The sequence below is a fragment of the Selenomonas sp. KH1T6 genome, from assembly GCF_900108415.1.
GTDB classification, from domain to species: domain Bacteria; phylum Bacillota; class Negativicutes; order Selenomonadales; family Selenomonadaceae; genus Selenomonas_B; species Selenomonas_B ruminantium_A.
The window spans coordinates 14,984-28,777 of record NZ_FNWN01000032.1 but is presented as its reverse complement, the minus strand read 5'-3'; the positions used below and the strand labels follow the sequence as shown (position 1 = coordinate 28,777).

15 protein-coding genes, 1 tRNA gene and 1 riboswitch are annotated in these 13,794 nt (G+C 55.3%); of the genes, 13 read left to right on the top strand and 3 right to left on the bottom strand.

Going from position 1 to position 13,794, the window contains the following annotated elements:
• Window positions 1-3: 3 nt before the first annotated feature.
• Window positions 4-171, top strand: a complete 168-nt coding sequence (locus BLW59_RS14310) for a transposase (protein ID WP_318258637.1) — start codon at window positions 4-6, stop codon at window positions 169-171.
• 340 nt (window positions 172-511) lie between these two features.
• Here the strand turns inward: BLW59_RS14310 and BLW59_RS14305 are convergent.
• Window positions 512-587 (bottom strand) — tRNA-Ala (locus BLW59_RS14305).
• A gap of 176 nt (window positions 588-763) precedes the next feature.
• Here BLW59_RS14305 and BLW59_RS14300 point away from each other — a divergent pair.
• The 12 genes from BLW59_RS14300 (at window position 764) to BLW59_RS14245 (ending at window position 10,884) form a co-directional block, all read left to right on the top strand.
• Window positions 764-1,318: a hypothetical protein gene (locus BLW59_RS14300; RefSeq protein WP_318258636.1), complete on the top strand. Its 555-nt coding sequence runs from the start codon at window positions 764-766 to the stop codon at window positions 1,316-1,318.
• Window positions 1,319-1,690: 372 nt separating this feature from the next.
• Window positions 1,691-2,776: a hydrogenase small subunit gene (locus BLW59_RS14295; protein ID WP_074698322.1), complete on the top strand. Its 1,086-nt coding sequence runs from the start codon at window positions 1,691-1,693 to the stop codon at window positions 2,774-2,776.
• Between the two features lie 6 nt (window positions 2,777-2,782).
• Window positions 2,783-4,696 (top strand): nickel-dependent hydrogenase large subunit, encoded by a 1,914-nt coding sequence (locus tag BLW59_RS14290; protein ID WP_074698321.1) that lies wholly within the window; start codon window positions 2,783-2,785, stop codon window positions 4,694-4,696.
• Window positions 4,697-4,730: 34 nt separating this feature from the next.
• A complete protein-coding gene (cybH, locus tag BLW59_RS14285; RefSeq protein WP_029541748.1) occupies window positions 4,731-5,438 on the top strand; it encodes a Ni/Fe-hydrogenase, b-type cytochrome subunit in 708 nt (235 codons plus the stop codon).
• 93 nt (window positions 5,439-5,531) lie between these two features.
• Entirely contained in the window at window positions 5,532-5,774 is a 243-nt protein-coding gene (locus BLW59_RS14280) for a hypothetical protein (RefSeq protein WP_029541745.1), read from the top strand.
• 82 nt (window positions 5,775-5,856) lie between these two features.
• Complete coding sequence (gene hypA, locus BLW59_RS14275) at window positions 5,857-6,198, top strand: hydrogenase maturation nickel metallochaperone HypA (RefSeq protein WP_074698320.1); 342 nt, start codon at window positions 5,857-5,859, stop codon at window positions 6,196-6,198.
• Between the two features lie 3 nt (window positions 6,199-6,201).
• Window positions 6,202-6,849 carry a hydrogenase nickel incorporation protein HypB gene (hypB, locus tag BLW59_RS14270; RefSeq protein WP_074698319.1) on the top strand — a complete coding sequence of 216 codons (648 nt, stop codon included), beginning with the start codon at window positions 6,202-6,204 and terminating at the stop codon, window positions 6,847-6,849.
• A gap of 275 nt (window positions 6,850-7,124) precedes the next feature.
• The gene (locus tag BLW59_RS14265) at window positions 7,125-7,727 is read left to right on the top strand and encodes a HyaD/HybD family hydrogenase maturation endopeptidase (RefSeq protein WP_074698318.1); all 603 of its coding nucleotides are present in this window, start codon (window positions 7,125-7,127) and stop codon (window positions 7,725-7,727) included.
• 4 nt (window positions 7,728-7,731) lie between these two features.
• On the top strand, window positions 7,732-7,974 hold the full coding sequence (locus BLW59_RS14260; protein WP_074698317.1) for a HypC/HybG/HupF family hydrogenase formation chaperone: 243 nt from the start codon (window positions 7,732-7,734) through the stop codon (window positions 7,972-7,974).
• Window positions 7,958-9,091 (top strand): hydrogenase formation protein HypD, encoded by a 1,134-nt coding sequence (gene hypD, locus BLW59_RS14255; RefSeq protein WP_074698316.1) that lies wholly within the window; start codon window positions 7,958-7,960, stop codon window positions 9,089-9,091. The genes BLW59_RS14260 and hypD overlap by 17 nt, the downstream gene beginning before the upstream one ends.
• A complete protein-coding gene (gene hypE, locus BLW59_RS14250; protein WP_029541730.1) occupies window positions 9,075-10,094 on the top strand; it encodes a hydrogenase expression/formation protein HypE in 1,020 nt (339 codons plus the stop codon). Before hypD ends, hypE begins: the two co-directional genes overlap by 17 nt.
• Before the next feature lie 205 nt (window positions 10,095-10,299).
• Complete coding sequence (locus tag BLW59_RS14245; RefSeq protein WP_139283697.1) at window positions 10,300-10,884, top strand: hypothetical protein; 585 nt, start codon at window positions 10,300-10,302, stop codon at window positions 10,882-10,884.
• A gap of 198 nt (window positions 10,885-11,082) precedes the next feature.
• Here BLW59_RS14245 and BLW59_RS14240 read toward each other — a convergent pair whose 3' ends face one another.
• Together BLW59_RS14240 and pfkA are read right to left on the bottom strand one after the other, a co-directional pair.
• Window positions 11,083-12,294, bottom strand: coding sequence for an MFS transporter (locus tag BLW59_RS14240; RefSeq protein ID WP_074698314.1), 1,212 nt, complete (start codon window positions 12,292-12,294; stop codon window positions 11,083-11,085).
• Window positions 12,295-12,517: 223 nt separating this feature from the next.
• A complete protein-coding gene (gene pfkA, locus BLW59_RS14235) occupies window positions 12,518-13,480 on the bottom strand; it encodes a 6-phosphofructokinase (RefSeq protein ID WP_074698313.1) in 963 nt (320 codons plus the stop codon).
• A gap of 193 nt (window positions 13,481-13,673) precedes the next feature.
• Window positions 13,674-13,750: riboswitch (ZMP/ZTP riboswitch) on the top strand.
• The last annotated feature ends 44 nt before the right edge of the window (window positions 13,751-13,794 follow it).

The window sequence follows — 13,794 nt, the reverse complement described above, 5'->3', positions numbered from 1 at the left end:
GCAATGATGAAGGCGGACATGAATTTCCGAAGGTTCCTGAGCCGCGGCACAGCAAATGTCCTTGTTGAGATCATGCTGGTGGCTATGGCTTACAATATTCAAAAGCTGCACTGCAAAATCCAGTCAGACAGAGCAGGCCAGCACCTGTTCCCTGTGAATAACGCAGCCTGAATACAAAATAAGAGCACAAGAAAAAAGGCGATTTTTATACCGCCTGGTATCTTGTGCTCATTTTTAGTGGATTTTACAACGAATAGGAACTTCTTATACATCAACAAGGAAAAGGGGCTGTGCATAAGTGGAATTACACTCATGCAACAGCCCCCTTTGTTCTATAGGCATAGCTTCACGAATCAGGTTTACACTATAGGAAGGAATTTGTTGAGGAAGAGAAGGAAGCGGTGGCGTTGTGACTATATATAAAGGAATACAAAAAATCGGGCATTAAGCCCGATTTTCTTATATTTCCTGTAAAATACTCGATATTCTGCAGGAAAATCGTGTGTGTTGTTGGTGGAGACGGAGGGGATCGAACCCTTGACCCTCAGATTGCGAACCTGATGCTCTCCCAGCTGAGCTACGCCCCCATGTGCTGTGCACGAGTTTCATTGTAGCACCGCAGGTTGGGGATGACAAGTTTTTTTTTGCAAACTGGGTGAGTTTTCTAAATTATTTGATTGAATGTCGAGGGGGCTCTATGGTAAAATTTTCTTAAAGGATTGGGTTTTCATCTTAGGGAAAGGATGTGCAGGAAATGTCTGATATGAGCATAAATGGGGTGGCTGGCTACGGCTCCCCTTATGGAAGCTATGGTGGTTACGGCAGTTATGATGGCTATGGCGGCTATGGCAATAACTATGGCGGTTATGGCGGCGCTGAAGGCGCTGGGGCCGAAAAGGGCTACGGCGCGGCAGCGGAAACCGAAGATCTGGCGGCTGCAGAGGATAAGCAGATTGACACCGGGGAGTGCGAGACCTGCAAGCGTCGGAAGTATCAGGATGGCTCTGACGAGATGGTGTCCTTCAAGGCCGCAGGCCATATCGACCCCAATAATGCGGCTTCGGTGGTCATGAGCCATGAGCAAGAGCACGTGTCCAATGCCTACCAGAAGGCCGACCTGGAGGGCGGCGAGGTGGTGCGGGCCAGCGTCAGGCTCAAGACGGATATCTGTCCAGAGTGCGGACGTACCTTTATTTCTGGCGGTGTGACCAGCACGCAGATACGCTATGTCAATGAAGAAAATCCTTATCAGCAGGAGTTGAAGGCTTCTGACCTGAGCAAATATCTTGGGGCTAATGTGGATATTGCCGCAGGGTGATGAGGCGTTATGAGCCGGGGGCGGTGCCCCCGGCTTTTCTGTCAGTTTCCAACTGCAGTGGAAAATTTTCTGCGGGAAGGGCTGAAAAAGAAGGAAAATGTCTTTCTTATGGCGAAATGAGTATAATCCCCCATAGGGGCTTATTCTGCCCTGAAGGGAATCAGCGGCAGCACCGTTTGGCTATGGAAACATAATTAAAATTTATACTGAAATTCTTTTTACATTATCTATAGCTATTTTAAAATTTTCAGTGTATAATGGAAAATAATGTGACTTATGTTGCCATGGCAACGTTTTAGCAAACAGGGTCTCTAATAGCTGATTTGAGCCATCGGTGTGGGGATCTAGCTTTTATTTTAAGGAGGTAACAAAGTGGACAAAAGGGAGAGTTTGTGGGATCTTTATCTCAGAAAAGGCATGAGCCGCCGCAGCTTCCTGAAAGCTTGCGTGGCACTCACCACCTTGATGGGCCTGACCACGGACCAGGTATCGAAGGTGGTAGAAGCTGCCGAAACGAAACCGCTGCCAGTGGTGGTCTGGATCCACGGTCATGAGTGCACGGGCTGCGATGAGTCCTTCATCCGTTCTGCAGCACCTCTGGCCAGTGATGTGGTGCTTTCCCACATTGACCTGGAGTACGACCACCTGCTTTCTGCTGCCTGCGGTGAGCCCTTCGAGCGTCATCTGGATGAGATCATCCAGAAGTACAAGGGCCAGTACATCCTGGCAGTGGAGGGTGCTGCCTGCACCAAGGACAATGGTGTTTACTGCATGTCCGGCGGGCATACCTTCACCCATCTCTTGAAGAAAGCCAGTGCCAATGCGGCAGCCGTCATAGCTTACGGCACCTGCGCTGCCTACGGCGGCATCCAGGCCGCAAAGCCAAACCCCACCGGTTCTTCCGGTATCGGGCCTTTCTGCGGCTCCACCCCGGTAGTGAATGTGCCGGGCTGCCCGCCTATCCCCGAGGTCATGACCGGCGTCATCATGCACGTGGCTATGTTTGGTACCGTACCGCCTCTTGATGGCGAGGGCCGTCCCAAGCAGTTCTTTGGCAACCGCATCCACGATACCTGCTACCGCCGTCCCTTCTTCGATGCGGCCATGTTCGCTGACTCCTACGATGATGCGGGCGCCAAGGCCGGCTGGTGTCTCTACAAGCTGGGCTGCCGCGGTCCCGAGACTTACAGCTCCTGCGGCAATATCCGCTGGTTCGAGGGCCTTTCCTATCCCATCCAGTCCGGCGCTGCCTGCATAGGCTGTGCCAACGCCACCTTCTGGGATGACGGCTCCTTCAGCGAGCGCCTGCCCCAGTATGGCAAGCTGGGCAATGCGGACAAGATCGGCGCTGCCATGGGCGCAGCAGCTGTAGTGGGCGTCGCTGCCCATGCTGCAGCCTCTGTGGTGCAGAAGAGTCAGCGTGAAGCGGCCGAGGCCGAGAAGAAAGAGAGCAGGTGAGACTGAATGAAACATGTAGTTGTAGATCCGATTACTCGTATAGAAGGACACCTTCGTGTGGAAGTCACAGTTGATGAGGGCAGCGGCAAGGTGACAGATGCCCTTTCCTCTGGTACTGCCTGGCGCGGTCTGGAACTGGTGATGAAAGATCGTGATCCCCGTGATGCCTGGGCATATATCCAGCGTATCTGCGGCGTCTGCACCACGGCTCATGCTTTGGGTGCTGTCCGTGCAGTAGAGGATGCACTGGGCATCCGCATTCCCCGCAATGCCAACTATATCCGCAACATCATGGCTGCAACCCTTACGGTGCAGGACCATATCGTGCATTTCTACCACCTGCACGCCCTGGACTGGGTGAGCCCGGTGGATGCCCTGGCTGCTGATCCTGTGGCTACGGCTAACCTGCAGAATAACCTGCTGGCAACTTACAAGTTGCCTTTCCGTGCTCCCAATACCTACAATAGTGAGGCTTATGAGCATGATTTCCCCGCAGCTACGCCCCAGTATTTCCAGCAGATCAAGGACAAGGTAAAGAGCATCGTGGACAGCGGCCAGCTGGGCATCTTTGCCGCCCAGTGGTGGGATCATCCGGATTACAAGATCCTGCCCCCGGAGGTACATCTCCTGGCTGTGGCTCATTATCTGGAGATGCTGGACAAGCAGCGTGAGCTGGTTACCCCCCATGTCATCTTCGGCGGCAAGAACCCGCACCCCCATTATGTGGTGGGCGGCATGCCCTGCTCCATTTCCATGAATGACGGCAACGCTCCCGTGAACGCTGCCCGTCTGGCTGTGGTGGACCGTGCCATCAACCTGGGCCGCACCCTGGTCAATAACTATTACCTGCCGGATCTTCTTGCTATCGGCAACATCTATGTGAAGGCTGGCAGGGTAGACGGCGGCGGCCTGGCCAAGACCCGTGTCATGAGCTTTGGCTGCTATCCCATGGAGTCTTACACCGGTACCAGCAGCGGCGGTTATTTCGAAGGTCTCCTAGTGCGCTCCAACGGCGTGGTGGAGAACTTCGGCGCCGGCGTGGCAAATGCCAAGTTCTCCGAGATTGTGGCTGAGGACCTCACCACTCCCGAGACCATCACCGAGGGCGTGGAGCATGCCTGGTACGAATATCCCGAGGCAGAGGGCAAGGACCTGCATCCCTGGGAGGGTGTCACCAAGGCCAAGTACACCGGCCCGAAAGAAGGTACCGGCACCGAGTGGAAGACCCTGGACGAAAATGGCAAGTATTCCTGGCTCAAGACGCCGAAATGGAAGGGCAAGGTCTGCGAGGTCGGTCCTCTGGCCAAGTACATCGTCATCTACACTAAGGCCAAGCAGGGGCTCCTGGGCGAGCTGACCTGGGCTGAGCAGATGATGGTTGACCAGATTGAGGCAGTTTCCAAGGTCCTTGGCCTGGCTCCGGAAGTCTGGCTGCCCACCATGGTGGGACGTACCGCTTGCCGTGGCCTGGATTGCCAGGTGGCTGCTGAGATCAACAAGTTCTTCTTTGACAAGCTTATTGCCAACCTCAAGGCCGGTGATACCCAGGTTGCCAACATGGAGAAGTGGGATCCCGCCAGCTGGCCGAAGGAATGCAAGGGCGTGGGCCTCTACGAGGCACCCCGTGGGGCTCTTTCCCACTGGATCCACATCAAGGACGGCAAGACGGAGAATTACCAGTGCCTGGTGCCCACCACCTGGAACTCCTGCCCCCGCGACAGCAAGGCAGGCCAGGGCGCCTATGAGCTGGCTATGATGGATACCCATGTGGCCATCCCGGACAAGCCTCTGGAAATCGCCAAGGTCATCCGTTCCTTCGATCCCTGCATGGCCTGCGCTACCCATATGTACAACACCAAGGGCGAGCGCATCGCGGCTATCACCACGGACCCCTATTCCGGCACCAAGGTAGAGAACTGAGCTACCGGACAAGACCGGAGAAAGGAGTCGTGACATGAAAGAAGTAAAGCGCAAAGAGTTCTACGTGTTCAGTCCCTTCTTGCGCATATTCCATTGGATCATGGTCGTCATGATCGTGGTTCTCTTCTGCACGGGCATCATCATTGCCACCCCCATGCAGTCCATCAATCTGGAGCCTACCTACTCCGTGACTTATGTGGATTTGGTGAGAGATATTCACTTTGTGGCCGCGTTCATCTTTGCAGCCTCCTTTGTGCTGAGGATCTACGGCTTCATCATCAACAAGGGCGACCGTCTCTTCCCCCACTTCTGGAAAGGCTATTTCTATCGCCAGACCGTGGAAGTGGCTCTCCACTATATGTTCCTGAAGTTCGAGCATTCCTCTTTCCTGAGGAATCCTCTGGCCCGTGGCTCCTACGCCTTCCTCTATGTGCTGGTAGCCATTGAGTTCATCACAGGTTTTGCCATGTACTATCTGGTGAATCCCAACAGCCTCCTGGGTGCCATGAGCAACTGGGTGCTGGTGGTCTGCGGCGGTGAGATGATGATGCACATCATCCATCACTATGTGGCCTGGGCTATCATCCTCTTTGCGGTAGGCCATCTCTACATGGTCATCCGCGCAGAGTTCATGGAAGGCGAGTCCGAGGTCAGCTCCATGTTCTCGGGCTACAAGTTCCTCATCCATGAGCCGAAAGATGCCAGCGACTCCGACCAGAGCGGCGAGAAGCACCTCATCTGATATGCCCCCCAGGGGGTCGCAGGAATTGCCTTTGGGTGATAGAATTGAAGCAGTGAATGCAGTTTAGTTGAACATAGAACGGAGATGAATCCCATGTGCAAAGAATGCGGCTGCGGTGAGGCTAATGGCAACACCAGGATGCAGTTCACCGTCCACGGCTATACGGAGGACAGCGCCAAGGAGTGCGAAAAGGCTCTCCTGGGACTGCCGGGCGTCATGTACGTCCATATCCACGCCCATGACGGGGAAACTACAGTGGATTATGCGCCTAGCAAGACCAAGCTGAAGGATATCCTCAAGGTCTTTGAGGAGAAGAATCTGGAAGCTGACATCTGATAGAAACTCAAAAGGTGAGCGCCTTCCTGCCAGCGTTGGCGGGGAGGCGCTTTTCATTGCCGTGCATACTGGAGGGATGGCCATGCACGAAATGTCCCTGGCAGAAGGGATTCTGAAGATTGCGCTGGAATATGCCAAAGAGAATGAAGCTCAGAAGGTAGAGGAGATAGGTCTTATCATCGGCGAGATGAGCGGGGTGGTCATAGACTCCCTGGAATTCGGCTTCAAGATGCTGGCAGAGGGCACTGTGGCTGAGGGGGCGAAGCTCAAGGTGAAGGAAACGCCTCTCATTGGACGATGCACCAAATGCGGCGAGGAAATGCACGTGGAGCACTATGACTTCTGGTGCCCCAAATGCCGGGACGGCGTGCTGGAAATCATCTCCGGCCGGGAGATGCAGGTGGAATATCTGGAGGTAGAATAGCGAATGGAAATCCAGGTCATGAAGAATATCTTGGGCGAAAACGACAGGGTGGCAGCAGAGAATCAGGCCATGTTTGCCGAAAAAGGCGTCTATGTGCTGAATCTCATGGGCTCTCCGGGGGCAGGGAAGACTTCCCTGCTGGAAAAGACCATGGAGAAGCTCAGGGACAAGGTGAAGATGGCGGTGATAGAAGGCGACCTTTACACCAGCAAGGATGCGGAGCGCATTGACCGCTATGGAGTGCCGGTCATACAGATCAATACCGCAGGGGGGTGCCATCTGGACGCCCCTATGGTGCAGAAGGTGGCAAAGCAGCTGGATTTAGACAGCCTTGAATTGCTCATAGTGGAGAATGTGGGGAATCTGGTATGTCCCGCGGAGTTTGCTGTGGGGGAGAATGAGAAGGCTGTGGTGTTGTCTATTACTGAAGGGGCGGATAAGCCCATGAAGTATCCGCTGATTTTCAAGGAGTCGGCTATTGCGTTGCTGAATAAAGTGGATTTGCTGCCTTATTGCGATTTTGATATGGCGGGGGCTAAGGAGGATATTGATACGCTGCATCCCGGGATGAAGGTGGTGGAGATTTCCTGCAGTAAGGGTACGGGAATTGATGCCTGGTGTGAATGGCTGCTCTCGAAGGTTAAGAAGTGATTGCTTGTTAGGTGCGTCTGTTCATTTCTTTGGCGCAAAGAAACGAACCAAAGAAACAGCGGACTGAAATCACATCCTATGATTTCCGCGTCCGCGGGGCCCATCCATGGGCCCTGGGGTTCGTGAAGATTGAGTAGCTTTAGGTTTGTTCCTTTGTTGTTATAGCACTGGTAGGAGAGGTCTTGCCTGCCCCGCTTGCGGGGGCGCGTAAGCGCGGGAGCCCGGTGGGCTCCCTGGCAGGGGACCGGCGAAGCCGGTGGAAGGGGGGAACTTGTATGGCAGAAACCTTTGGTTTAAGTGATGAAGAAGTGCAGGCGGAGCTTGCCAAAGTTCTTCATCAATCTGATATAACAGTATTAGGCATTGGCAATGTAGTCCTGCGGGACGAAGGGTTTGGCGTGCGTGTCGCTGAGTATCTTGATAAGAATTACATCTTCCCGGACAATGTCCAGATTGTGGACGGGGGCGTGCTGGGCATAGAGCTGATGCAGTTTGTCACTGGCACGGAGAAGCTGTTGATTATTGATTCAATCAACGGCGGCGGGGAGCCGGGGCAGACTTTCAGGTTTGCCAATGATGAGGTGCTGGCTCATTTCCAGGACAAGCTTTCTGCCCATGAGGTGGGCATACAGGATGTGCTGGCGGCTTTGGAGGTCACCGGGCGGAAGATTCCCGAGGTGGTGGTGATAGGGGCGCAGCCCTTTGACCTGTCTGCGGGAGTGGAGCTCTCTGCGGGCATGGCAGGGCTGCTGGAACCCATGGCAGAGCAAGCCCTGAAGGAACTGGCCGCCTGGGGCGTGGTGCCGGAAGAGCGGCTGGGGGAGATTGAGCAGGATTTGTCCGTGGTGGCGGAAGAATTGACCAGAGGAGAGGGCTGATATTATGTGTTTAGCCGTACCAGCTAAACTTCTTGAAATAAAAGATTCCTTGGGCAAAGTAGAACTTTCCGGGGTCACCCGGGAGGTGAGCCTGATGCTCCTGCCGGAGGCCAAGGTGGGGGATCATGTGCTGGTGCATGCTGGCTTTGCCATGCAGATTGTGGACGAGAAGGAATTTGAGGAAACTAATGCCCTGTTGGCAGAGATGCACGGGGGGCCAAGGACGGTGAATGAGCTTGGCAGCTGAACTTAGCCGCGAGGAGCAGCGGAAACTGGCAGGGGAGCTGGTGGCTGAGATTGGGCGGCTGGCAGACAAGGCCGGGCGCCATCTACGCTTTATGGAGGTCTGCGGCACCCATACCGTCTCCATTTTCCGGGCAGGCATCCGCCAGTTGCTGCCGGAGTCCGTGGAACTGGTATCCGGACCGGGCTGTCCTGTCTGTGTGACCCCGGACGAGTATATGGACAAGGCCATAGCCTATGCCCGCCGTGAGGACTGCATCATCACTACCTTCGGGGATATGCTGAAGGTACCGGGGACGGAGTCAAGCCTGGGTGAAGCAAAAACCGCGGGGGCGGATATCCGCATTGTCTACTCCCCTTTGGACAGCCTGCAGGCAGCCCGGGAAAACCCGGACAAGAAGGTTATCTTCCTGGCCGTGGGTTTTGAGACCACCGCCCCTACGGCGGCAGCTACGGTGCTGGCGGCGGAGCAGGCGGGGCTGAAGAATCTCTATATGTTGTCTGCCCAAAAGCTGGTGCCCCCTGCCCTGCGGCTTCTGATTGACGACCCGGAGGTGCTGGTGGACGGCTTTATCCTGCCGGGGCATGTTTCCGTGGTGACCGGCACGGAGGTCTTCAGCTTCCTGGAGACAGAGTATCATATACCCGGAGTGGTGACGGGCTTCGAGCCTTTGCAGATTTTGCGTTCTCTCTATCGCCTGACCAGGCAGGTGGCAGAGGGGGTGGCGAAGGTGGAAAATGAGTACGGCAGCGTGGTGAAGCCTGAGGGCAATCCAACTTCCATGGCCGTCACCAATAAAGTCTACGAGCCTGTGGCCGCCAAGTGGCGGGGCATCGGGGAAATCCCCGCCTCTGGCCTGAAGATGCGGGAGGCTTACAAGTCCTTTGATATCGAGGAAGTATTGCCCCTGCCTGTGGCGGAACTGCCACAGCCCAGGAAGACTGGCTGCCGCTGCGGCGAGGTCTTGAAGGGCATCGTGACACCCCATGAATGCCCCCTCTTTGGCAAGGCCTGCGTGCCCACCCATGCCATCGGCCCCTGTATGGTGTCGGTGGAGGGTGTCTGTGCCGCCTGGTATAAATACGGGAAGGGATTATTTACTTATGGCAATAAACAGTGAACATGAATACATCACCCTGGCCCATGGTGCTGGGGGAAAAATCAGCCAGGAGCTTATGGAGGAGGTTATCCTGCCGGAGTTTGGCAACCCAATCCTCAATGAGATGCACGACGGGGCAAGATTGAACCTCAGCGGGAAACTGGCCTTCACCACGGATTCCTATGTGGTGCAGCCTCTGTTCTTCAATGGCGGCAATATAGGCAAACTGGCGGTTTGCGGTACGGTGAATGACCTGGCCATGACAGGGGCGGTGCCCAAGTACATCTCTGCCGGGGTGATACTGGAGGAAGGCTTCCCCGTGGAGGACCTGCGTAAAATCGCCCATACCATGAGGGAAATGGCTGAGGAGGCGGGCATTGCCATCGTTACTGGCGACACCAAGGTGGTGGAGCGGGGCAAGTGCGACGGCATCTATATCAATACGGCAGGCATTGGGGAGCTTATCGAAGGAGTGGAGATTTCTCCCAAGAAGGTGCAGCCCGGCATGAAGGTTCTGCTCTCTGGCTTCCTGGGGGACCATGCGGCCACTATTCTGGCAGGACGCCACGGCCTTGAGCTGCCGGAGACGGTGAAGACGGACTGCGCCCCGCTGGCAGGCATGACCCAGGCCTTGCTCAAGGCTGCCCCCCGCACGGCAGTGCTCCGTGACCCCACCCGTGGCGGCGTGGCTGCAGTGCTCAACGAGATCGCCAGCGCCAGCAAATGCGGCATCATCATCGAAGAAGAAGATATACCCATACGGGAAGAAGTCCAGGGTGTCTGTGATATGCTGGGCTTTGACCCTCTCTATCTGGCCAACGAGGGCAAGTGCGTGGCCTTTGTGCCGGCTGAGGAGGCGGAGGCGGCACTCTCTGCCATGAAGGAAAGCCCCTATGGCAGGGAGGCCCGCATCATCGGCGAGACCACCGCTGAGGCACCGGGGCAGGTGGCCCTGAGGACGGCTATCGGGGGCTTGCGCGTGGTGGATATGCCCTTGGGGAATCTGGTGCCCAGGATTTGCTAAGGAACAACTTTTCCTTGCTTTTTATAAGGATTCGTTGTAACATATTGTATGGGAGGCACATTGTCCTTGTGGCAATGTGTGGCAGAAGGTATAGAGGCGCGAAAGCGGGGACGTTCGGTTGTCCCCGCTTTTGTGTATTCAATTTTTCTTGTCAATATAGTATAATAGTCCGAGTGTTTGTAATTTATGAGTTGTAAGGAGCAGTATGAAGACCAGTATACTATATGCACTGATGGGCCCCAGGGGCGCAGGCAAGAGCACTTTGGTAAAGATGGCCATGGATATGGGCATAAATTATATTCCCGCCTACACTACGGAATGGCTGCACGGGAGATCACGGCGGGGGCGGCTTCTGAACCGCATAGAGCCGGAGGAGTTCAGCCGGGAGAGATTCTTTGCCCAGACAGGCTGGCGGGGGTATCAGTACGGCTGGCATAAGCAGGATATCCTTGATGCCATGGCTGAGTACCGTTGCAATCTGATCTTGCTGAATGAAGATGTTGTGCCCAGTTTCAGGGCCCTGCTCAGGAGAAATCTGGTGGTGATCCACCTGATGGCGGATTACACCGCCCTCATAGAGCGCATGACTGCTGAAAAAGTCTCCCCGGAGCAGATTCAGGAGGAACTGAGGTATATCGAGGAAAACAAAATCCTGGACGGCTGGAAGCAGGCTGATTACATCATCAAGAACATGGGCAGCAAGGAGACAGCTTTCCAGCAGCTCCTGGCTATCATGGGACTGACCCAGCCATTGCCGCAGGAAAAGTTCATAGAGCAGCTGAAGGATTAAAGGAAACACTGATTAATTCGGTCGCCCATCTTGACGCACCTTGTCTGTCCTCCCTGCGTTGACAAATCCTCGACATAGCCCCGCTATGCCTCCGGTTTGTCGCCTTGGGAAGGACAAACAATCTGCGCCAATCTGAACGACTTCATTTAATCAGCGTTTCCTAAAAAGGGCGGGCGCACATCAGTGCGCCCGCCTTTCTCATGGTACGGAGGGAGACTCAGAACGGTTAGCAGGCAGATTTTTGCCCGCTGATTTTTTTGGCTCCGGCAGCAGGAAGGTAGCTGCTGCACAGGCAACGGAAATCAGGAAGATCACCAACATCACGGCGGCAAGGCCGTAGTTATCTGCATACCACCCCAGGGAGGGGACGACCATGCCGCCCAGGCTGAAAGACAGCCCCAAAGTAACACCCGAGGCAAAGCCCAGGCTCTTGGCCAGATAGGTTTGTCCCAGCACCACGAAGGCAGCATAGGAGCCCTGCATGGCAAAACTCATGGGAATCAGCATGGCATATACCGCCCAGATATTTTGGGGAAATACCACCATCGCCAGGCAGGGCACCATGAGCAGCGCGCCATAGCGCACGGTTTTCACATAACCTTTCTTGTCTGCCAGCCAGCCGCCTGCCAGGGTGGCCACGATGCCGCTGATGGAGATGATGGAGAGGGTGGCGCTGCCTACGGCATTGCTGGCGCCCAAAGCCTGGATGCAGAACAGGGGAAGGAAACTGCTGATGGAGGCATAGAGGGTAGAGCGGAAGAGAATAACCACAAAGAGCCGGGCAAAGGCGGGCCAGTCGTTTTCTTTGGCGGGGGCGGTGCTGCCGCCCTGGCTGATGGGGGCGGATAGCTGCCGCTGGGATTCACGCCTGATGGCAGGGGCAGCCAGCGCCACCATGCCTGCCGTGAACAGGGAAGCAAGGGCGTAAAAAGCTGTGCCCTTCATGCCGAAACAGGTGATGAGGAAAACTGCCAGGAGCGGTCCCAGGCCAAAGCCCCCATTGCCGCCCACGCTGAAGATGCTCATGCCCTGCCCTTTTTTCTTCCCTGCAATGGCATTCACATTGCGGGCTGCTTCCGGGTGGAAGATGGCACTGCCGATGCCCATGCAGGTGACGGCGGCAAAGATGAGCCAGTAGTCAGTGACAAAGCCTGTCAGCCCAATGCCCATGCCTGCCATAAGTATGCCCAGCACCATAAACCACTGCCGCGACCCTTTATCCGCCAGATGCCCAAAGAGTGGCTGGATGACAGAGGAAAGGCAGGAAGAAGCAAACATCAGTCCCGCAACAGAAGTATAATCCATGCCATACTCAGTAACAAAGAAAGGCAGCAAAGCAGGCAGCGACCCCGAATTTATATCAACACTAAGATGCCCTGCCGAGAGCATATAGAGATATTTCTTGTTCAAAAAATCAAACCCCCGAACTCCCAAAACGAACCCTCGAACTCTCGAACCCCAGGGCCCAAGGATGGGCCCCGCGGACGCGGAAATCACACGATGTGATTTCAGTCCGCTGTTTCTTTGGTTCGTTTCTTTGCGCCAAAGAAATGAACAGACGCGCGTAACGGATATGAAAAAAGGCTACAAAGAGTGCAAACACAACTCTTTATAGCCTAATGTCAAATCAGACTTAGAACAACACCTTAGCAAGGTGCGTATACTCAGGATCCAGCCTCTTCTTATTGGTAACCGCATCATGCAGATTGATGGTCACCACATGGCCCTTGCTGAAGCCGAAGACGATATCGGACAGGCCGGAAATCAGGGCCAGGGCTGCCTGCTCGCCCAGCTGGCTGGCGCGCACGCGGTCGATGACCGTGGGAGAACCCCCACGCTGGATGTGACCCAGCACGGAAACGCGGGTATCGATGCCTGTCTTCTCGGCAATGAAGGAGCCAACCTCCTGGGCATTGCCGGCACCCTCTGCCAGCACTACCAGGATATAGCGCTTGCCTGCATCGTAGGCGGCCTTCATGTCAGTGCAGATGGCATCCAGGTCGTACTTCTCCTCAGGGATGAGGATGTACTCAGCGCCACCGGAGATGCCGGCCACGGTAGCCAGCCAGCCGGAGTTGCGGCCCATAACCTCAAGGACGATGACGCGGCGGTGCGCGCTGGCGGTGTCGCGGAGCTTGTTGATGGCATCGATGATGGTGTTGGCAGCGGTGTCGCAGCCGATGGTATAGTCAGAGCCCCAGACATCGTTGTCGATGGTGCCAGGCAGGCCTACGATGGGCAGGCCCGTTTCCTCGGACAGCAGAGAAGCGCCGCGGAGCGACCCGTCACCGCCGATGACGCAGAGACCCTGGATGCCGCGGTCTACCAGATGCTGATAGCCCATCATGCGGCCCTCGGGAGTCTTCCAACGCTTGCAGCGGGCAGTGCCCAGGAAGGTGCCGCCGCGCTGGATGATGTCGCCCACGTTCTTGGACTCCATCTTGAACATATCCTCTTCCAGTAGGCCATGGTAACCGTTGTTGATACCCCAGACCTCGACACCCTCGTAGAGAGCGGTACGGACTACGGCTCGGGCAGCCGCGTTCATTCCCGGGCTGTCTCCGCCGCTGGTCATTACTGCAATACTCTTCAGCATTGAAAAAATCCCCCTCAAATCCTATAGAAAAAATAAAGAAATTTTGCTTAGCAAATGTGCGTATATGACAGGTTTTGAACCCATCAGCTTTATAATATCATAAACAAAGAGGATTTACTAGGAAATAATTGGAAGGAGGAGGGAGGGTGGCCTCCCCCTTGACAGTTGGACGCTCATCATGATAAATTTTAACTATCAGCTGTGTGACTGACGGTAGGGGAATACCCCAGGGGAGCACAGCCTAAGAAGCCGACCGTCTGGGCATAGCCTGGAGTAGTGTCGGCTTTTTTGTTATCTTGCCTCCACCGCTTGCG

Coding starts and splice junctions, on each gene's coding strand:
- BLW59_RS14310 (WP_318258637.1), top strand. CDS start 4: ATGATGAAGGCGGACATGAATTTCCGAAGGTTCCTGAGCCGCGGCACA.
- BLW59_RS14300 (WP_318258636.1), top strand. CDS start 764: ATGAGCATAAATGGGGTGGCTGGCTACGGCTCCCCTTATGGAAGCTAT.
- BLW59_RS14290 (WP_074698321.1), top strand. CDS start 2,783: ATGAAACATGTAGTTGTAGATCCGATTACTCGTATAGAAGGACACCTT.
- cybH (WP_029541748.1), top strand. CDS start 4,731: ATGAAAGAAGTAAAGCGCAAAGAGTTCTACGTGTTCAGTCCCTTCTTG.
- BLW59_RS14280 (WP_029541745.1), top strand. CDS start 5,532: ATGTGCAAAGAATGCGGCTGCGGTGAGGCTAATGGCAACACCAGGATG.
- hypA (WP_074698320.1), top strand. CDS start 5,857: ATGCACGAAATGTCCCTGGCAGAAGGGATTCTGAAGATTGCGCTGGAA.
- hypB (WP_074698319.1), top strand. CDS start 6,202: ATGGAAATCCAGGTCATGAAGAATATCTTGGGCGAAAACGACAGGGTG.
- BLW59_RS14265 (WP_074698318.1), top strand. CDS start 7,125: ATGGCAGAAACCTTTGGTTTAAGTGATGAAGAAGTGCAGGCGGAGCTT.
- BLW59_RS14260 (WP_074698317.1), top strand. CDS start 7,732: ATGTGTTTAGCCGTACCAGCTAAACTTCTTGAAATAAAAGATTCCTTG.
- hypD (WP_074698316.1), top strand. CDS start 7,958: ATGAGCTTGGCAGCTGAACTTAGCCGCGAGGAGCAGCGGAAACTGGCA.
- hypE (WP_029541730.1), top strand. CDS start 9,075: ATGGCAATAAACAGTGAACATGAATACATCACCCTGGCCCATGGTGCT.
- BLW59_RS14245 (WP_139283697.1), top strand. CDS start 10,300: ATGAAGACCAGTATACTATATGCACTGATGGGCCCCAGGGGCGCAGGC.
- pfkA (WP_074698313.1), bottom strand. CDS start 13,480: ATGCTGAAGAGTATTGCAGTAATGACCAGCGGCGGAGACAGCCCGGGA.